This window comes from Gilvibacter sp., from assembly GCF_013214815.1.
In the GTDB taxonomy this organism is placed as follows: Bacteria; Bacteroidota; Bacteroidia; order Flavobacteriales; family Flavobacteriaceae; genus Gilvibacter.
On the sequence record NZ_JABSPU010000004.1, the window covers coordinates 38,741 to 56,538 of the forward strand.

16 protein-coding genes are annotated in these 17,798 nt (G+C 44.0%); 8 read left to right on the forward strand and 8 right to left on the reverse strand.

What is annotated here, in order from left to right; all coding sequences use genetic code 11:
• Genes HRT75_RS01640 through HRT75_RS01655 form a run of 4 tightly spaced genes read right to left on the reverse strand, consistent with a single transcriptional unit; the run spans position 1 to position 4,884 of the window.
• Entirely contained in the window at positions 1-747 is a 747-nt protein-coding gene (locus HRT75_RS01640; protein ID WP_291182264.1) for an MbnP family protein, read from the reverse strand.
• Positions 747-2,144: a hypothetical protein gene (locus HRT75_RS01645; RefSeq protein WP_291182265.1), complete on the reverse strand. Its 1,398-nt coding sequence runs from the start codon at positions 2,142-2,144 to the stop codon at positions 747-749. Before HRT75_RS01645 ends, HRT75_RS01640 begins: the two co-directional genes overlap by 1 nt.
• A complete protein-coding gene (locus tag HRT75_RS01650) occupies positions 2,145-3,560 on the reverse strand; it encodes a choice-of-anchor B family protein (RefSeq protein WP_291182266.1) in 1,416 nt (471 codons plus the stop codon).
• 49 nt (positions 3,561-3,609) lie between these two features.
• Positions 3,610-4,884: a choice-of-anchor B family protein gene (locus HRT75_RS01655; RefSeq protein ID WP_291182267.1), complete on the reverse strand. Its 1,275-nt coding sequence runs from the start codon at positions 4,882-4,884 to the stop codon at positions 3,610-3,612.
• A gap of 45 nt (positions 4,885-4,929) precedes the next feature.
• On the opposite strand from HRT75_RS01655, the gene thiL reads away from it, so the two are divergent.
• Entirely contained in the window at positions 4,930-5,988 is a 1,059-nt protein-coding gene (gene thiL, locus HRT75_RS01660) for a thiamine-phosphate kinase (RefSeq protein ID WP_291182268.1), read from the forward strand.
• On the opposite strand, the gene HRT75_RS01665 is transcribed toward thiL, so the two are convergent.
• From HRT75_RS01665 to HRT75_RS01670, 3 genes are all read right to left on the reverse strand, one after another.
• Complete coding sequence (locus HRT75_RS01665; protein WP_291182269.1) at positions 5,979-6,185, reverse strand: hypothetical protein; 207 nt, start codon at positions 6,183-6,185, stop codon at positions 5,979-5,981. The genes thiL and HRT75_RS01665 overlap by 10 nt on opposite strands.
• Positions 6,186-6,192: 7 nt before the next feature.
• A complete protein-coding gene (locus HRT75_RS14755; protein ID WP_366665005.1) occupies positions 6,193-6,447 on the reverse strand; it encodes a DUF1660 family phage protein in 255 nt (84 codons plus the stop codon).
• An 80-nt stretch (positions 6,448-6,527) separates the two neighbouring features.
• Positions 6,528-7,298, reverse strand: coding sequence for an alpha/beta hydrolase (locus HRT75_RS01670; RefSeq protein WP_291182270.1), 771 nt, complete (start codon positions 7,296-7,298; stop codon positions 6,528-6,530).
• A 31-nt stretch (positions 7,299-7,329) separates the two neighbouring features.
• On the opposite strand from HRT75_RS01670, the gene HRT75_RS01675 reads away from it, so the two are divergent.
• The 3 genes from HRT75_RS01675 to HRT75_RS01685 all read left to right on the forward strand — a co-directional run bounded on the left by HRT75_RS01675 (position 7,330) and on the right by HRT75_RS01685 (position 9,724).
• Positions 7,330-8,622 (forward strand): branched-chain amino acid transport system II carrier protein, encoded by a 1,293-nt coding sequence (locus HRT75_RS01675; RefSeq protein WP_291182271.1) that lies wholly within the window; start codon positions 7,330-7,332, stop codon positions 8,620-8,622.
• A gap of 262 nt (positions 8,623-8,884) precedes the next feature.
• Positions 8,885-9,181, forward strand: a complete 297-nt coding sequence (locus tag HRT75_RS01680) for an isoamylase early set domain-containing protein (protein WP_291182272.1) — start codon at positions 8,885-8,887, stop codon at positions 9,179-9,181.
• Between the two features lie 81 nt (positions 9,182-9,262).
• A complete protein-coding gene (locus HRT75_RS01685) occupies positions 9,263-9,724 on the forward strand; it encodes a nuclear transport factor 2 family protein (RefSeq protein WP_291182273.1) in 462 nt (153 codons plus the stop codon).
• Between the two features lie 255 nt (positions 9,725-9,979).
• Here the strand turns inward: HRT75_RS01685 and HRT75_RS01690 are convergent, their stop codons facing one another.
• Positions 9,980-11,272, reverse strand: a complete 1,293-nt coding sequence (locus HRT75_RS01690; RefSeq protein ID WP_291182274.1) for an aminopeptidase P family protein — start codon at positions 11,270-11,272, stop codon at positions 9,980-9,982.
• Positions 11,273-11,411: 139 nt separating this feature from the next.
• Between HRT75_RS01690 and HRT75_RS01695 the strand changes: the two genes are divergently transcribed.
• From HRT75_RS01695 to HRT75_RS01710, 4 genes are all read left to right on the forward strand, one after another.
• Entirely contained in the window at positions 11,412-14,255 is a 2,844-nt protein-coding gene (locus HRT75_RS01695) for a glycosyl hydrolase (RefSeq protein WP_291182275.1), read from the forward strand.
• 107 nt (positions 14,256-14,362) lie between these two features.
• A complete protein-coding gene (locus tag HRT75_RS01700; protein WP_291182276.1) occupies positions 14,363-15,028 on the forward strand; it encodes a succinate dehydrogenase cytochrome b subunit in 666 nt (221 codons plus the stop codon).
• 11 nt (positions 15,029-15,039) lie between these two features.
• Complete coding sequence (locus tag HRT75_RS01705) at positions 15,040-17,043, forward strand: fumarate reductase/succinate dehydrogenase flavoprotein subunit (RefSeq protein ID WP_291182277.1); 2,004 nt, start codon at positions 15,040-15,042, stop codon at positions 17,041-17,043.
• Between the two features lie 6 nt (positions 17,044-17,049).
• Complete coding sequence (locus HRT75_RS01710; protein WP_291182278.1) at positions 17,050-17,796, forward strand: succinate dehydrogenase/fumarate reductase iron-sulfur subunit; 747 nt, start codon at positions 17,050-17,052, stop codon at positions 17,794-17,796.
• Positions 17,797-17,798 lie beyond the last annotated feature (2 nt).

Consider the following 17,798-nt stretch of genomic DNA (forward strand, 5'->3'; position numbering starts at 1 on the left):
TTACTCTGTGGAAAAGGCTGTTGAAATATTACTGGCAATGATCGGTGCATAAACAGGGTCTACCTGAATATCATCCTTCTCCTGCAATGAAAAACTCTGAAGTCCGGCATCAAAAACTCGGGCAACATCAAATATGAGATTCACATTGTTGGTGTTATCGTTCACAGAGATGTCCGTGGACAGATCCAACTCAATAGTCTTATAATTGTCTAAAGTAGTTCCGTGGGAACCTACGTGAATGATAAAAGGTGCGTCAGTACTAGTGTCTGTGTCATAATCCCCTTCAAATTTGATGAATTTATAACCTGCTGACCAGCTCCAAAGCATGCCTGTTTCTTCCGCAGTTGGAATAAAATTATTGACTCCGTTAAGTGGATAGTTGGATTGATCCACCCCAAAACCGAAACGGATCTTAGAGTATTTGCGCCCTTCAACTTCTGGGATGCTTAAGGTCTTGCTGCCGTTATCGGCTTCATTTACTACAAAATAGCTTTCACTTTGAGGCACAACAAATTCTTGTCCATTGGAACCAATAAGCACAATGTCGCTGATGATATACTTTAACTCGTTTACGCGATAAGATTCGCCAGAAGCGTTGGTATAGGTTTGTGAGGACAATATCAGATCATTGCCTGCAACTTGATTTTTAAATACGAGATTAACCTCCCCAGGAGCAGCCTGATTGTCATCTGATTTACAGCTAATTAAAGCTGCAACGGCAAAGGTTAAAAGGAATATCTTTTTCATTATTTATACTTTACAATCAAGGCGTCTTTCCCGCCTTTGTTTAAACTAATATCGCCGTCAGAGCTGTCTGTATCGCCAACAACAATCAGTGCATTGGCACCAATAGGAGCGCAGTCGTTAAAGAGTTCAACTCCAGAACCGCCTCTGCTGTCTTGCCAAACCAAACTTCCTGAGGCTGTGGTCATAATAACCCATGCATCATTTTGGCCTTGATTGATTCCGACTTGACCATCGCTACTTCTCGTAGTACCAGCCATAATGAGCTCTCCTGTGCCCATTTGATTCACTGCACGAGCCGACTCAAATAAGCTGCCTCCGTAGCTTTCTTCCCAGAGGAAGTTTCCGCTACTGTCAAAGGCCACCGCCCAAAGATCGGCATTGCCTTTAGGTGAAGAAACATCACCATCAGCACTGCGGCTGTCACCCACCATTACGTAAGTTCCCGGAGCAGATTCTACCAAACCATAGGCAATGTCAATTTCAGAGCCGCCAAAGGATTTTTCCCAAACCAGATCTCCACTGTCGTTGATCTTTACGGCCCAATAGTCATAACTTCCTTTAGGATTGGTAACGTCAAAGTCATCGCTTTCTGAGGCTCCAGTCATCAGAAATCCTCCGTCTTGTGTTTGCAATACCTGATAGCTTCTGTCGTTATTGGTTCCGCCAAAGAAGCGTCTCCAAATGAGTTGGCCGTTGGCATCCAATCGCATGCCCCAGAACTCTCCCACTCCGTGCTTAGGTGCTGCTGAAGGAGCACTGGCAAAGCCGTCGTTTCCGGCGCCACCGCTGGCAGTAATGTCTAAAAATCCGCTTACAAAATAGCCTCCGTCCGTAGTTTGAATCACGGAACTGGCCTGATCGCTACCCGCAAAACCATAACTCTGTTGCCATTGTACATCGCCGGAAGCTGAAAGTTTTACGATCCAATAATCTTGAAAGCCTGCATTTTCTGTGGCATCACCATCAGAAGATCGGCTAAACCCAGCTACCGCAAAACCACCATCGGTAGTTTCTATGATATCTGCCCCGCGATCATCGGAAGAACCACCATAAGTTCGGCTCCAAATTATTGCGCCGTTGGCATCGAGTTTCAAAACCCAATAGTCGCTGTCTGTTGCAGTTTTATCTGTTATATCGCCGTCATTGCTTTGGGTGTATCCCAAAACGGCAAAGCCTCCGTCTGTGGTGGTTACTACGGCATTAGCAATATCGTCTCCGGAGCCACCATAGGTGAATTGCCAGTCAACCACACCTTCAAAGTCGGCGGTCTGTCCACTGTCGTCAGTGGTGTCATCCGTTTGTCCGCTGTCGTCTGTATTGTCCGCAGGCAGATCGCTCTCAGAACAGCCGCCCAGGACAAAAACCAACAATAATATGTACCAATATTTGCGAATCATCTATCGTTTCATCAGTTTTTGAACGGCTGCATCATTTACCTGAAGCACGTAAAATCCAGCAGATAGACCACTAACATCAATATTGATCGCGTCAAGGCCATTTGTGAATTCTAAGTCTTTAACCAACTGTCCTGTGAGGTTAAAGATCTGAACATGCTCAATTGGGGCGCCGTATTGAACCGTTAGTTGTTCTTGCATTGGATTCGGATAAGCCATTGCCTCTAAGATCTCTTGATCAACAGTACTTAGAACACTATTATCTCGAACTAAAAAGAATCCATTGTCTTGATCGGAAACCACGATGTTTCCACTCTCAAAGAATGGATAGACATTCCAGGATCCATTTCCAGTACCAGCACTATCGCTGCTTGGCCAGGTGTCAAAATAGTGGGATTCCACTATCGTTCCGGAGTCAATCCCAGTGAGGTCTAGAATACGCAATCCCGCGCGGTAACTCGCTAAATAGAATTGATCCCCAACAACATATCCGTTGTGGTCTGTGGATGGATTTTGACTGAAATAATTAAAGGCAAATTCTGGATTGTCCAGGTCAGACACATCAAAAATGATTGTTTTTGTTTCAAATCCGAAGATGATCTCATCTACCTCATCAGCCAATAAGAAATAACGCTGATCTTCTGTCAGCCAACCCTGGTGAGTATATCCAATGTCACTGTAGTTCACTGCCGAAAGTAAGATGGGATTGTCCTTGTCAGTCACATCAACAATAACAACTACGTCTTCATTGCTTCCAAAGAAGAGTTCTTTTCCTGTGTGTGTGCCGTCAGGTCCACTGTAGGTAACAATTTGCGCATCGTGGGTATAACCGCTATCGGCATAACCTCGCGCAAACTGAGGGCTTAATGGAGATTGAATGTTGACCATATGAATTCCACCACTAAAGGTGTCGGTTCCTATGGCGTAGGCAAAGCCTGTGTCTTCATTGATGGCAATATTGTGTGCGCTTCCAAATCCTGAGTAATGCGCATCTTCATCAAAGATGACCGGAGGACTACTCACAGTTCTAAGTCGGGTCAGATCAAATACCTGCATACCGTGACCGTCAGCTTCACTGACAATAAAGGCGTGGTTGGCATAGACCTTAATATCGCGCCAAATGCTCGGGTCGGTAAAGGTGGGAAGCTTTCCTAAGTAGACTACATCCAAGGGATCGGTCACATCTACAAAGGCAGTTCCGTTACTCAGACCAATAATGGCGTATTCACCACCGGTTTCCGGATCGGTCCAACCCCAATTGTCATTGGCCAAACTGGCATCGAAGTCGGTTAAGGGAATTCGATCCATCAAATCGAGGCCTTCACAAGGAAAACCATCGGCAGAACCAGATTCACAAGGGATCTGGCCCATGACCAGATTAGTGCTTATAAAAAGCAGCGCGAGTAATGTCTTTTTCATGAAATAGCAATTAGTATGCTAATTTAAAACAAATTAGTCGGGTCTTACCCTACTGCCTTGCAACGATAAATAGGCCGCCAGAAATATCACTAACAATGATATTACCGCTGGGCAGGTATGGATAGACACTCCAAACTCCGTTAAAGGAGGCGTCGTCGTTGTCTGGATAGGTGTCAAAAAAAGCGAGCTCTGTCATTGAAGCTGAAGCTATATCGCTGAGATCAATTTGTCGGATTCCCGCCGTGTAATTGGCCAGGTAAAAATCGTTGTTCAGCACATAACCGTTGTGGTCAATGGCAAAGGTTGGTCCCAAATAAGTAGTGTGGACTGCAGGAGTGTCCAGATCAGAAAAATCAAAAACTATGGTTCTGCTTCTGGTGCCAATTTGAACTTCGTCCAATTCATCACCTAGTAAGAAGTGGCGTTGATCTTCAGTAAACCATCCTTGATGCGTATAACCGACATTGGTGTATCCTATAGTAGATAAGGCTATCGGATTGGTTTTGTCGGTAATGTCCACAATAACGATCTCGTCTTCATTACTGCCTATAAATATTTCTTTGCCCAAGTGTTCAGTATCCGGACCATTGTAAGTCACTACCTGAGCGTCATGGGTATAATTACCGTCTGCATATCCACCTTCAACTACCGGATTAATAGGATCTTGAATATTGATAAAAAGCGGTCCTCCCTCAAAATCACTGGCTCCAACCGCATAGGCGTAACCTGTATCTTCATTGATCACAATATTATGAGCGCTTCCAAATTCTGTCAATAAGGCGTCTGCACTAAAGATTTCTGGAGGGCTGCTAACATCGCGGAGTTTGGTCAGATCAAAAACTTGCATGCCGTGACCAGAAGCTTCTGCCACAATAAAAGCATGGTCGTTGAATACCTTGATATCGCGCCAATTACTCGAGGTTGAGGCTGTGGGTAATTTTCCTAAATAGAGGGGATTGGAAGGACTGGTGATGTCCACAAAAGCGGTACCGTTATTCAGTCCCATTAAGGCGTATTCCCTACCTGTAGCAGGATCTACCCAACCCCAAGAGTCGTTTCCGCGAGTGGCTGAAAAAAGTTCGATGGGAATCTGGCTCATTAAATTCATTCCAGAACAGGGATAAACACCGGCTTGTCCGCCTTCACAGGCTAAAAATCCAATGATGCTTGGGCCATCGTCAACAGGATCACCACCTGTGTTGTCGTCATCATTGGTTACGGGGTCTGTAGGACGGCTGTCATCCGAAGAACAACTGCTTAGCCCAACAAGGCTGAGAGACGCCATTAGCATCCCAAATACTAGTTTAGTCTTTAAAGTTACCATACCTTTGCAAATTAAAGATTATCAACATACTTAAGGGTATCTGGCATGTTAAAAAACAAGGACGAATCGCGTACTCCGCTCTCTGAATTTGGTGAATTTGGACTCATTGATCACCTCACCAAACACTTTGAGATCAAACACGAAACTACCGTAAAAGGTATTGGTGATGATGCTGCCATTGTTCAAGAAGATCAACAACTGGTGGTCACTACGGATCTTTTGGTAGAAGGGGTTCATTTTGACCTAAGTTATATGCCATTAAAGCATTTGGGTTACAAGGCAGTTGTGGTTAATTTATCTGATGTCTATGCTATGAATGCCGAGGCCAAACAGATCACCGTTTCCATAGCGGTATCTAACCGTTTCCCGGTGGAGGCGCTGGAAGAACTTTATGCGGGAATCAAAACTGCATGTGATATCTACAAGGTTGATCTCATTGGCGGAGATACGACCAGTTCCATGACAGGGTTGATCATTTCTGTTACTGCTATGGGAAGTGTGGCTTCGGAAGAGGCTGTTCTTCGTAGTGGAGCTCAAGCCAATGATCTCTTGGTAGTAACTGGTGATATTGGAGCGGCTTATATGGGCTTGCAAGTATTGGAGCGAGAAAAGGAGGTTTATAAAGTCAATCCGAACATGCAACCTGACTTGGAAGAATACACCTATCTGTTGGAGCGTCAACTTAAACCAGAAGCGCGCAAAGACATTCGTGAATTGCTAAAAGCTCTTGAAGTAAAGCCAACGGCTATGATTGATGTGAGTGATGGTCTGTCTTCTGAGATCTTGCACCTCTGTAAACAAAGTCAAGTAGGTTGCAATCTGTATGAAGATAAATTACCCTTAGATCCTCAATTTATTTCAGTCTGTGAAGAGTTTGAGGTAGACAGCACAACCATGGCGCTCAATGGCGGAGAAGACTATGAATTGCTCTTTACGATCAGTACTTCAGACTTTGACAAGATCAAAGGCAATCCAAACTTAACAGTGGTTGGGCATATGACTCCAGAAAATGAAGGAGTACACCTCATCACTCGAGCCAACACAAAAATTCCAATTGTCGCCAGAGGTTGGAATGCATTCAACAAAGAAGAGGATCAAGAATAGATCTCGTTGAGGTAGGTTTTAAAACGGTTGTTGGTTTGTCTCCAATATTCGTTTAATGGAACCTTTCGTCCGTAGCCGTCGTCTGTAAATTCTCTTTTACAGCAACTGCAGCGGTATTCGTTAATTTGAAAGTGATGCTTTTGGGTCAATTCGTATTTATGACCCAGTATTTTACAGCGGAGGAATTTGGGAAACATAAGTAGGTTAAGGCGTTACGTTGGGCAATCTGTGTTTGGAGCGTCTGGTGAATAAATCGCGCAGGCATTCGTTGATTTCTCGTGTCTTGTTGGTTAAGCGTTCCAATTTTCCCTGCGGATTGGTACTGAATTCTTCATTGCAATGTGAACAGCAGTATTCACTTACGGAGTCGGTCACTTTTTGTTTAAGGACTAATTTGTGCCCGAACAACTTGCATTTAAGTTGCCCAAATGAACTTGTTTTTGCGGAAGTTGATTTCATAGTTTCTGCGTTGGGTATCAGAAAGATAGAAATAAAAGCAAAAAACACGATAAAAAGTCATAAAAAATCGATGAAATGCACTAAAAAATGAATTTTGTTAAGAAAATTCGTACTTTATCGATGTTTTCAAAGGGACTCATGTGTCCACCCTCAAGGATTAATTTTTGATTTTGATGCTGATCAACGGCCTTAATCAGTGCGGGGATATTTACCAGAGGATCTTGCTTACCAATGACCAAATAACTCTTTTGCTTCCTTTCAAAGAAAAGGGCGGATCTGTCAGGCCTGTGGATCATAGCCTCAGTAGCTGCAATAATCGCCTCCGCAGTCATAAGGCTTGCCTTACTAATCAGGTCATTAATTACGGGCTTCAACGCTTTGCGCACTGAGATGGGGAAAAGACTTGGAATAACCGTGCGAACAAAAAGCTGAGGGTCTTCTTGAATTACACCAATAGCTTGGTGTCTTTTTTGTTTCCGATCTTCAGTGTCTGGGTAAAACGTGCTGTTGAGCAGGCACAAATTGTTAATCCGCTGTGGAGCCATTTCGGTTAGTGCCAAAGCTACATAACCGCCCATGGAATGTCCAACCAGATTTATTTGATCGGCTTTAAGGAGATCCAATACTTTAAGGACATCACTTGCAAAAGATCCCATAGTAGCCGACTCACTAAGAGCTGATTTGCCATGTCCAGGCAGGTCAATACAGATGACTCGAGCGTGATCAGCTAAATCATCTACCAAAGCATCCCACATGCTGTGGTCCTCTAAAAAGCCATGTAGCAGAACTAGGTTTGGTCCTTCACCTTGAACGGTGTAAAAAAGACTGTTCGAATTTTGGAGCTTGGTCATAATGTGTATCTTGGGGTGCGCTAGCTAAACGATGAGCAAATCTAAAGAATTACTACTTACCGCCTTTGCACTTTTCGCCCTCTTTTTTGGAGCGGGAAATCTACTGCTTCCACCACTTTTGGGGTATAAGGCTGCAGATAATTGGCCTATTGTTGTGGCTGGATTTGCCATTACCGCGGTTATCATTCCTATAATTGGCATATACGCCCATGCTAAGTTGCAGGGTACTATGTTTGATTTTGGAAAGAAGGTTTCTCCACTTTTCAGTTCCATATTTTGCATTGTGGTCTATGCAATTTCTATTGCAATACCTGCTCCACGGACAGCAGCTGCCACTCATGAAATCGCTGTTTATCCTTTGTTGGAAACGCCTTCTTGGTTAACCAGTACCATATACTTTGCTTTAGTGTTGGTCTTTGTATTGAACCGATCCAAGATCATGAGTATTATAGGAAAGTATTTGACTCCACTTATTGTCATCATGCTATTGGCGGTGATCGGGATTGGAATGTTTGGCAGTGAAGCAATCGTACATGAAGCCACAGACTTGTCGCCATTAACCACAGGCGTGCTTGAAGGTTATCAGACCTTTGACGCTATTGGTGCAGCGGTTGTTGGTGCGGTGATCATTATCTCTTTGAACCTACGCGGGCATACAGATTATCACTACAAAAAAGAACTTATCTGGAAGGCTGGTCTCATTGCCGGTCTTGGCCTCTTGATCATGTATGCGGGACTTATTGCCTCCGGAGCTTATTATGGGAACGATATCCTCGGCGCTGAAGGTATGAGCAGCACCATGCAACGCGCTACGCTCTTGCGCGGAATCATTCAAGGGACTTTAGGAACACAGGCTAATACTTTGCTCAGCGTGCTTTTGGCTTTGGCCTGTTTTACAACTGCAGTTGGAATCATCGCCGGTGCTGCTGATTACTTCAAAGGAGTCTTCAATAATTCCAATCAAGTTTATAAACTCACCGCTGTTATTGGTTGTGTCCTCGGCGTGGTTATTGGCCAATTGGATTTTCATTCCATTATAGTTGTGGCGATTCCAGTCTTGGCTTTTATCTATCCGTTGACTATTGTTTTGATTCTGCTCAATGCGCTTCCAGATCGGTGGGCCTCGGCTAAAGTTTTCAAGGCAGTTGCGATAGTCACCTTTTTGTTTAGCCTTCCCGATGTGATCTTTGGAATTTGGGGGTCTGATCTTTTGGGGAATTCACTTTCTTGGTTGCCCTTAACCGAGTTTAGTTTAGGTTGGGTTTTGCCTGCACTGCTAACCTTTATTTTGGCCAACTTTTTATTCAAGACAGAGGCGAATTGACGTCCATCTGCTTAAATCAATACTTTCTTAACATTTTTGTGATTTTTCGAAATCGTTGTAGTAGTTAATCCGCTTAAAATCAGTATTTAAATTGGGCTTCAAAAGCTGCGGATATCACATTTTTCCTCGCTCAAAATTTCAAATATTCACTTAAGGCGTGCCTAAAATTGGGAATCTGATAATTCTTCGGAATTACTCCCAATTTTCATTTGGAACATAGTTGTCCTTGGCTACATTTACCTCGTTAGTAAAAACACTGATTATGGCTATTACAAAGCAATTTTTAAAGACCAAGCCGGTATGTAAAGTAACCTTTACCGTACCTGCAGAAGAGGCCAACGAAGTACAAGTAGTTGGTTCCTTCAACGAGTGGGATCAAAAAGCCACTCCGCTAAAGAAATTAAAGAACGGAACCTTTAAAGGAACTGTGAATCTAGATAAAGGTGCCTCTTACGAGTTTCGTTATTGGATCGATGGCGTATACGCCAACGACGAACAAGCAGATGCATACCAGTGGAACGACTTTGCAGGTGCAGACAACTGTGTCTTGAACCTCTAAGGTCTGGTAGTATTTAGTTCAGATGGCCCATCCGATTAGGATGGGCTTTTTTTGTACCTTTTAGTTTTTAAACTCAAGGTCATGAAAAAACTACTCTTTCTTTTTGCATTTTGCTTTTGCTCCATTACTTACGCTCAAGATTATAAGAAAGATCTGGATGCAGTGATTGCAGCGTCTGAAGGGTATATTGATATCTTTTATAAAGGCGATACGACTTTGGCTTATACCTACATAGATAAGAGCTTGCGTAAAGTTGGATGGCGATACAATCCTGATTCAAAAAATTATTCAGACAATCGTGAATTACCCTTTGACGCGGTCATTGACCTGGCTAAGCGTTTAAAGGAAAGGCCTATTCCGCAAGACGCCCAAGCAACACGAGCGGTTGAGGTTTTAGAGGTAAATGACAAAATCGCCATTACTAAGGTTACCGCAGCCTGGGGGATAGATTATCTCAACCTTGTTAAGAAAGACGGGAAGTGGACGATCATCAATATCGTTTGGCAATCAGCGCCCCAGTGGACGTACAGGCCGGAGGATTAACGGATTTAGCTACCGTATTTCGGACCATTAAGTTAACCGAAATTCGCCCAGATTTATAAATCTGAGTTGCTGACCGTTTGAAAAACCTCAATCAATTGGTAATTTATTGTTGGGAGGGGTTTGGACCCCTAAGGACAAAATCCACTTTTTATTTCAATTCCGATTATTGAAAGAAATAGAAAGTTGACCTCCAATCCACGGGCCTTAGTAAAATATGCCCAACTCCATGATAAAACAGAGAAGCGCGACGAGAAATTAAGAATTCATCAGCTCCTCAATCTCCTCCACCTCAATTGGAATATTGCCCATAAGATTTTGCGGAGCGCCGCTTTCTTGCACAACCACGTCGTCTTCCAAACGTACGCCAAAACCTTCTTCCGGAATGTAAATTCCTGGCTCCACGGTAAAGACCATATTCGCAGTCATAGGCTCCCAAAGGATTCCATAATCATGCGTGTCTAAGCCAATATGATGTGAGGTCCCGTGCATAAAGTACTTTTTATAGGCAGGCCAATTTGGATCTTCGTTTTGTACGTCGGCTTTGTCAATAAGGCCCAATCCTAAGAGCTCCGAAGTCATCAATTTACCAACCTCGACGTGATACTCCTTCCAGAGCGTTCCCGGTACAAGCATAGCCGTTGCCTCATCCTTAACTCTATTCACAGCATTGTAAACCGCTTTTTGACGGTCTGTAAAACACCCGTTTACCGGAATGGTTCGGGTCATATCACTGCTGTAGTTGGCGTATTCTGCGCCTACATCCATTAAGATCAGATCGCCGTCCTTACATTGCTGATTGTTCTCAATATAGTGCAACACATTGGCGTTATTTCCACTGGCAATAATAGGGGTATATGCAAATCCTTTGGATCGGTTTCTGAGGAACTCGTGCATATATTCCGCCTCGATCTCATATTCCCAAACTCCAGGCTTTACAAAATCCAATACGCGACGGAATCCTTTTTCGGTGATGCTACACGCTGTTTGCATCAAGTCCAATTCAATCTGATGTTTTACCGAACGAAGGCGTTGTAAAATAGGGTTAGCCTTGGCCCAGCTGTGCGCAGGGAATTGCGCTTTGGTCTTGGCAATGAATCTGTCTTCGCGTGTCTGTGTTTCCACAGCCTGACGATAATGCTCGTTGGTGTTGAAGTAGATCATTTCTGCCTGAGTCATCAGTTCAAAGAAGATCTTGTCAAAGTCTTGTAACCAATAAACGGTCTTCACGCCTGAGGTTTCAAAAGCTTTTTCTTTAGTCAGTTTTTCGCCTTCCCAAACAGCTATATGAGCATTCGTCTCACGTAAGAACAAGACCTCTCGGTGCTTTTCTTCAACCGCATCCGGAAACAACAACAAAATGCTTTCTTCCTGATCCACTCCACTTAAAAACAAAATATCTCTATGCTGATTGAAAGGCATGGTACTGTCCGCACTAACTGGATAGATATCATTACTATTAAAGACCGCAATGCTTTTAGGCTTCATGGCCGCCATAAAGTTCTTACGGTTATAGATGTATAAGCTGTTGTCTATTGGATGGTATTTCATGATCTTCAAATTGAGCCTTAAAAGTAGCAAAAACTCACCGTTTAAAAGGCTTAGGTTTGATGTTAAACTTCATTAAAAATTTTTGTGCTGGGAGCCCTAAGTCGTACTTTAACCCAGTTAAACCAACCATTGTAAAAAAATGCGACACTACCTTCTCGCGCTGGGAATGCTCAGTTTTAGTTTTCTAAACGCGCAAACTCCAGCTACTTCTGCTGCTCAAGTAGAAGCCGGTATCCAAGCCAAAGCTCAACTTACAGAATCATCAATTGTCAAAAATTTACCCTTTACCAACATTGGCCCAACGGTCATGAGTGGGCGTGTGGTGGACTTAGCCGTTAACCCAGATGATCCCACGGAATTTTATGTGGGCTATGCTAGTGGAGGCGTTTGGTACACCAACAACAACGGAATTTCATTTACACCAGTGCTTGACAGCAGCCCTACTCAGAATGTAGGAGATATTGCGGTAGACTGGAAAAACGGTACTCTTTGGGTAGGAACTGGAGAGGTGAATGCCTCACGCTCTTCTTATGCCGGTATTGGTTTACTCCGATCTGATGATATGGGAGAAACTTGGACTAATGTAGGTTTGAAAGATTCGCACCACATCAGTAGAATCTTGATCAATCCGAACAATCCAGATGAGGTTGTGGTTGGCGTAGCAGGTCACTTGTATTCTACAAACGCGGAGCGCGGTGTTTTCAAAACCATGAACGGTGGGAAAACATGGAACAAGGTGCTTTTTGTCAATGACCAGACGGGTATTATTGACGTAGCAGTTGATCCAAACAACTTCAACAATATGTATGCTTCTTCTTGGGACAAGGACCGTAAGGCTTGGAATTTTAGAGGTAGCGGATCAGGAAGTGCGATTTACAAATCTACAGATGCAGGGAATACCTGGACCAAAGTAAGTGTGCCCAACAGTGGTTTCCCAACCGGAGAAGGTGTGGGTAGAATCGGTTTGTCTGTGGTGGATGGAAACACGGTTTACGCCATTCACGATAACCAAGGGCGCAGACCAGATACTGGAGGTAGACGTCCACGTGCAGGTTTGACCAAAAATGACTTTAAGAGCATGCAAAAAACGGCCTTCTTACAACTAGACGATAGCAAGCTCAACGGTTTCTTAAGAGAGAATCGCTTCCCGCAACAATATCAAGCGAGCAATGTAAAGCAAATGGTTCGTGCTGGAAGTTTAGAGCCTCAAGACCTCGCTTTGTATTTAGAAGATGCCAACAGTCTTTTATTTGACACGCCAGTAATTGGTGCTGAGGTGTATAAAAGTACCAACGGCGGAAAGACTTGGAAGAAGACGCATGATGGGTATTTAGAGGACTTGTATTATTCCTACGGTTATTACTTCGGAATGATTCATGCAGATCCGAGCAATTCAGATAATATCTACATCTACGGCGTGCCGATCCTAAATTCTAAGGACGGTGGAAAGACTTTTAAATCTATCGTGGGAGACAATGTGCACTCAGATCACCACGCACTTTGGATCAATCCAAATATGCCAGGACACTTGATCAACGGTAACGATGGAGGGGTGAACATCACTTACGACGACGGTAAAACTTGGATGAAGAACAACACGCCTTCTGTAGGTCAGTTCTATGCCATTCAAGTGGATAATGAAACACCCTACAATGTCTACGGAGGTCTGCAGGACAACGGAGTTTGGAAAGGATCCAGCAACAATACCGAATCCACGCGTTGGCATTCTAGCGGAGATTACGGCTATGAGATGATCATGGGCGGTGACGGGATGCAGATCCAGGTAGACAATCGCAATACGGATATAGTTTACACTGGATTCCAGTTTGGTAACTATTTTAGACTCAACCTCGAGACGGGAGATCAAAAGCGTCTCTCTGTAAGACATAAATTGGGCGAGCGTCCGTATCGATTCAACTGGCAAACGCCAATTTTACTTTCTCCGCACAATCAAGATATTTTGTATTTAGGTGGAAACAAACTGATGCGTTCCATGAATCAAGGCGACGATTTTGAGGCCATTTCTGGTGACTTGACCACTGGTGGAAAGAAAGGAAATGTCGCTTACGGAACCTTGACCACAATTAGCGAGTCTACCTTCCAATTTGGGATGATCTATACCGGCAGTGATGATGGGCTGATCCATTTGACGCGCGACGGTGGTGCTTCTTGGTCAAATATTTCTTCTGGTTTGCCGAACGATCTTTGGGTTTCTCGTGTAGAGGCGTCCAAGCATAAAAAGGCCCGCGTTTACGCTTCATTGAACGGATACCGTTGGGACGATTTTACCGCTTATGTGTATATGAGTGATGATTTTGGGGCAACTTGGAAGAACATTAGCAGCAATTTACCTGCATCTGCGGTAAACGTGATCAAAGAAGACCCTACAAACATGAACGTATTGTACGTAGGTACAGACAACGGAGCTTATGTTTCTATGGATCGCGGAGAAAGCTGGCATCCGTTTAGCGAGGGCTTGCCAAACGTAGCGGTACATGATCTGATCATTCATCCAGAGGCTTCCGAACTTATCCTGGGAACACACGGCCGTTCCATTTACAAGGCAGACATCTCAATGCTTCAAGCGATGAATGCCGATGTGATGAATAGTGTTGTTGTAAAGGCGATGGAGCCAGTGAATCATTCCAGAAGATGGGGTGCTTCCTTTGGACAATGGTATGACGCCTTTGAGCCAAAGGTGTCATTAGAGTTCTACAGCCCGGCTTCTGGCAAGGCTACGGTAACTATTACCAACGCCAGTGGTGTCGAGGTTCAAAGCATGCAACTCGATGCCGACAAAGGCTTCAATGCGGTGGCTTATGATCTGGCAATGAGCAGCAAAGCGCAAAAGGCAATGAGCAAAGACAAATCCGCAGGAATCTATCCAGGACAAAACGGAAAATACTATCTACCAAAAGGCGATTACAAAGTGACTGTAGCTGTCGGGGGAAGCTCCGCCAGTTCAGGCTTAAGCATCAAATAGATAGCGTATTTATAATAAATCTAAATAACAAGGGAATCAAACTTTAATTCTTGGGTTTGATTCCCTTGTGTCGTAAATTTGTACCACTAAAAAGTAATCGCAATCCTATGGGAATTTTATCCTCTTCAATTGCCCGTAAAGTCGCTATGGCGCTTTCGGGATTGTTTCTTGTAGTTTTCTTGACCCAACACTGTGTGATCAATTTGACCTCAGTACTCGATCCAGATACCTTTAACAGCTGGTCTCATTTTATGGGAACCAACGGTTTGGTGCAATTTGCTTTGCAGCCTGTTTTGATCTTTGGGGTGGTTTTTCACTTTGTGATGGGATTTGCTCTCGAGCTGAAAAACAGAAGTGCAAGAGCGCATAAATACGCCATGTATAAAGGCAGTGCCAATGCCTCATGGGCGTCTAGAAATATGATCATTTCTGGAATTGTAGTTTTGGCTTTCTTAGGACTTCACTTTTACGATTTCTGGGTTCCAGAAATTGTACACAAGTATATCGAAACACATCCGGAGGATCCAACACGTTATTACGCAGAAACAGTTCACAAGTTTGAAAGTCCAGTTCGTGTAGGGCTGTATGTGCTGGCTTTTGCTTTGTTAGCCGTACACCTTTGGCACGGATTTTCTTCCAGTTTCCAATCAGTTGGATTCAACAACAAATACTCCAAAGCGCTTAAAGGCTTTACCAAAGCTTTCGCTGTTGTGATCCCATTGTTGTTTGCTGTGATTGCGCTTTACCACCACTTTAATCAAATTCCACATTAATACTATCGCATATGTCAGTTCTAAATTCAAATGCACCTGCAGGACCACTAGCCGATAAGTGGACGAAACATAAAAACGACATTGACCTGGTAAATCCAGCCAACAAGCGCAATATTGACGTAATTGTTGTGGGTACTGGTTTGGCCGGTGGATCTGCCGCCGCGACCTTGGCAGAGCTCGGTTACAATGTAAAGACCTTCTGCTATCAAGATTCACCAAGACGTGCGCACTCTATTGCTGCGCAAGGGGGAATCAATGCAGCAAAGAATTATCAAGGTGATGGGGATTCCACCTACCGCCTTTTTTACGATACCATCAAAGGAGGAGATTACCGCTCTCGAGAAGCTAACGTTTACCGTTTGGCTGAGGTTTCCAGTAACATCATTGACCAATGTGTTGCCCAAGGAGTTCCTTTTGCTCGTGAATACGGAGGTCTTCTAGACAACCGCTCTTTTGGAGGGGTATTGGTATCGAGGACCTTTTACGCAAAAGGACAAACCGGACAGCAGTTGTTGCTTGGAGCCTATTCAGCGATGAACCGTCAAATTAATCGCGGAAAGATCAAGGCGTTTAACCGTCACGAGATGCTAGACCTAGTTATCGTTGGCGGAAAGGCGCGTGGTATCATTGCTAGAAACTTAGTAACTGGTGAATTAGAGCGTCACTCTGCGCACGCTGTTGTGATCGCCACAGGAGGATACGGAAACGTATTCTACTTATCCACCAACGCAATGGGAAGTAACGTGACTGCTTCTTGGAAGATCCACAGACGCGGAGCTTATTTTGCAAATCCATGCTTTACGCAGATTCACCCAACCTGTATTCCAGTGTCTGGAGACCATCAGTCTAAATTGACTTTGATGTCTGAGTCTTTGAGAAACGATGGACGTATTTGGGTGCCTGCTAAAAAAGAAGACGCTGAGGCTATCCGCGCAGGAAAGCTCAAGCCAACAGAATTAAAAGAAGAAGATCGCGATTACTACCTAGAACGCAGATATCCTTCATTCGGTAACCTAGTACCTCGTGACGTTGCTTCGCGTGCAGCTAAGGAGCGTTGTGATGCTGGATTCGGAGTGAACAAAACAGGAGAGGCTGTTTATTTGGACTTTGCCGCCGCTATTGAGCGTTATGGAAAAGAGCAAGCAGCTATCCAAGGAAATCACAATCCGACCAAAGAAGAATGGCTGGCTCTTGGAGAAAAGGTGATTGAAACTAAATACGGAAACCTCTTCCAGATGTATGAAAAGATCGTGGATGAGAACCCATATAAAACCCCAATGATGATCTATCCTGCGGTACACTATACCATGGGTGGAATTTGGGTTGACTATAACTTGCAAACCACAATTCCTGGTTGTTATGCCGCTGGAGAAGCTAACTTCTCAGATCACGGTGCCAACCGTTTAGGAGCTTCTGCTTTGATGCAAGGTTTGGCAGACGGTTACTTTGTGTTGCCGTATACTATTGGAGATTATCTGGCTGATGATATCCGTACAGGACCGATCAGTACAGAGACTCCTGAGTTTGAAGAAGCGGAGAACAACGTGAGAACAACCCTAGAGAAGTTGGTCAATAACAACGGAACCAAATCTGTGGATTATTTCCACAAACGTCTTGGGAAGATCATGTGGAACGAGGTAGGAATGTCTCGAAACGCTGAAGGACTTAAAAAGGCCATGGCCGATATCAAAGCCCTACGCGAAGAGTTCTGGAAGGAAGTTCGTGTACCGGGAGAGATGGACAGTATGAATCCGGAGTTAGAAAAAGCCATGCGTGTTGCAGACTTTTTAGAGCTCGGAGAGTTGTTCGCAAAAGACGCTTTAGATCGTAACGAATCTTGTGGAGGTCACTTTAGAGAGGAATATCAAACTGAAGAAGGTGAAGCACTCAGAGACGATGAAAATTATATGTACGTAGCAGCTTGGGAGTATAAAGGCGAACCTGCAGACGCAGTGCTGCACAAAGAGTCGCTTGACTACGATAATATAGAAGTAAAAACCAGAAGTTATAAATAAACCGTTATGAACTTAACACTTAAAATCTGGAGACAAAAAGATGCCCAGTCCAAGGGTTCTATGCAAACCTATTCCATTTCTGGAGTTGAAGGCGATATGTCTTTCTTGGAAATGCTGGACGTACTCAATACAGAACTTATAGATAAAGGTGAAGAGCCAGTAGTATTTGATCACGACTGTCGTGAAGGTATCTGTGGATCTTGTTCACTGATGATCAACGGGGAGCCACATGGGCCGGACCGATTGGTGACTACTTGCCAGTTGCACATGCGCAAATTCAACGACGGTGATACTATTGTTATTGAACCGTTCCGCGCAAAAGCATTCCCGGTGATCAAAGACCTTATGGTAGATCGCTCTGCTTTTGATCGCATTCAGCACGCTGGAGGATATATTTCTGTAAACACTTCAGGAAACACTATTGACGCTAACGCTATTCCAGTTGAGAAGGTCGATGCGGATGCTTCCTTTATGGCAGCTGCTTGTATTGGTTGCGGAGCATGTGTTGCGGCATGTAAGAACGCCAGTGCCATGCTATTTACTTCTGCCAAGGTGAGTCAGTTTGCTCTTCTGCCTCAAGGAAAAGTAGAGGCTACACGTCGTGTTTTGAACATGGTGGAGCAAATGGATAAAGAAGGTTTTGGTAACTGTACCAATACCGGAGCATGCGAGGTGGAATGTCCTAAAGGAATTTCTCTAGAGAACATTGCCCGTATGAATCGCGAATACCTTGCTGCCAGCGTTAAAGGATAAAT

What these genes read in the sequence shown, in the direction of transcription:
- HRT75_RS01680 (WP_291182272.1), top strand. Translation starts at nt 8,885, where the DNA reads ATGGCTATTACAAAGCAATTTTTAAAGACCAAGCCGGTATGTAAAGTA.
- HRT75_RS14755 (WP_366665005.1), bottom strand. Translation starts at nt 6,447, where the DNA reads ATGAAATCAACTTCCGCAAAAACAAGTTCATTTGGGCAACTTAAATGC.
- HRT75_RS01675 (WP_291182271.1), top strand. Translation starts at nt 7,330, where the DNA reads ATGAGCAAATCTAAAGAATTACTACTTACCGCCTTTGCACTTTTCGCC.
- HRT75_RS01645 (WP_291182265.1), bottom strand. Translation starts at nt 2,144, where the DNA reads ATGATTCGCAAATATTGGTACATATTATTGTTGGTTTTTGTCCTGGGC.
- thiL (WP_291182268.1), top strand. Translation starts at nt 4,930, where the DNA reads ATGTTAAAAAACAAGGACGAATCGCGTACTCCGCTCTCTGAATTTGGT.
- HRT75_RS01705 (WP_291182277.1), top strand. Translation starts at nt 15,040, where the DNA reads ATGTCAGTTCTAAATTCAAATGCACCTGCAGGACCACTAGCCGATAAG.
- HRT75_RS01700 (WP_291182276.1), top strand. Translation starts at nt 14,363, where the DNA reads ATGGGAATTTTATCCTCTTCAATTGCCCGTAAAGTCGCTATGGCGCTT.
- HRT75_RS01685 (WP_291182273.1), top strand. Translation starts at nt 9,263, where the DNA reads ATGAAAAAACTACTCTTTCTTTTTGCATTTTGCTTTTGCTCCATTACT.
- HRT75_RS01695 (WP_291182275.1), top strand. Translation starts at nt 11,412, where the DNA reads ATGCGACACTACCTTCTCGCGCTGGGAATGCTCAGTTTTAGTTTTCTA.
- HRT75_RS01690 (WP_291182274.1), bottom strand. Translation starts at nt 11,272, where the DNA reads ATGAAATACCATCCAATAGACAACAGCTTATACATCTATAACCGTAAG.
- HRT75_RS01640 (WP_291182264.1), bottom strand. Translation starts at nt 747, where the DNA reads ATGAAAAAGATATTCCTTTTAACCTTTGCCGTTGCAGCTTTAATTAGC.
- HRT75_RS01710 (WP_291182278.1), top strand. Translation starts at nt 17,050, where the DNA reads ATGAACTTAACACTTAAAATCTGGAGACAAAAAGATGCCCAGTCCAAG.
- HRT75_RS01655 (WP_291182267.1), bottom strand. Translation starts at nt 4,884, where the DNA reads ATGGTAACTTTAAAGACTAAACTAGTATTTGGGATGCTAATGGCGTCT.
- HRT75_RS01670 (WP_291182270.1), bottom strand. Translation starts at nt 7,298, where the DNA reads ATGACCAAGCTCCAAAATTCGAACAGTCTTTTTTACACCGTTCAAGGT.
- HRT75_RS01665 (WP_291182269.1), bottom strand. Translation starts at nt 6,185, where the DNA reads ATGTTTCCCAAATTCCTCCGCTGTAAAATACTGGGTCATAAATACGAA.
- HRT75_RS01650 (WP_291182266.1), bottom strand. Translation starts at nt 3,560, where the DNA reads ATGAAAAAGACATTACTCGCGCTGCTTTTTATAAGCACTAATCTGGTC.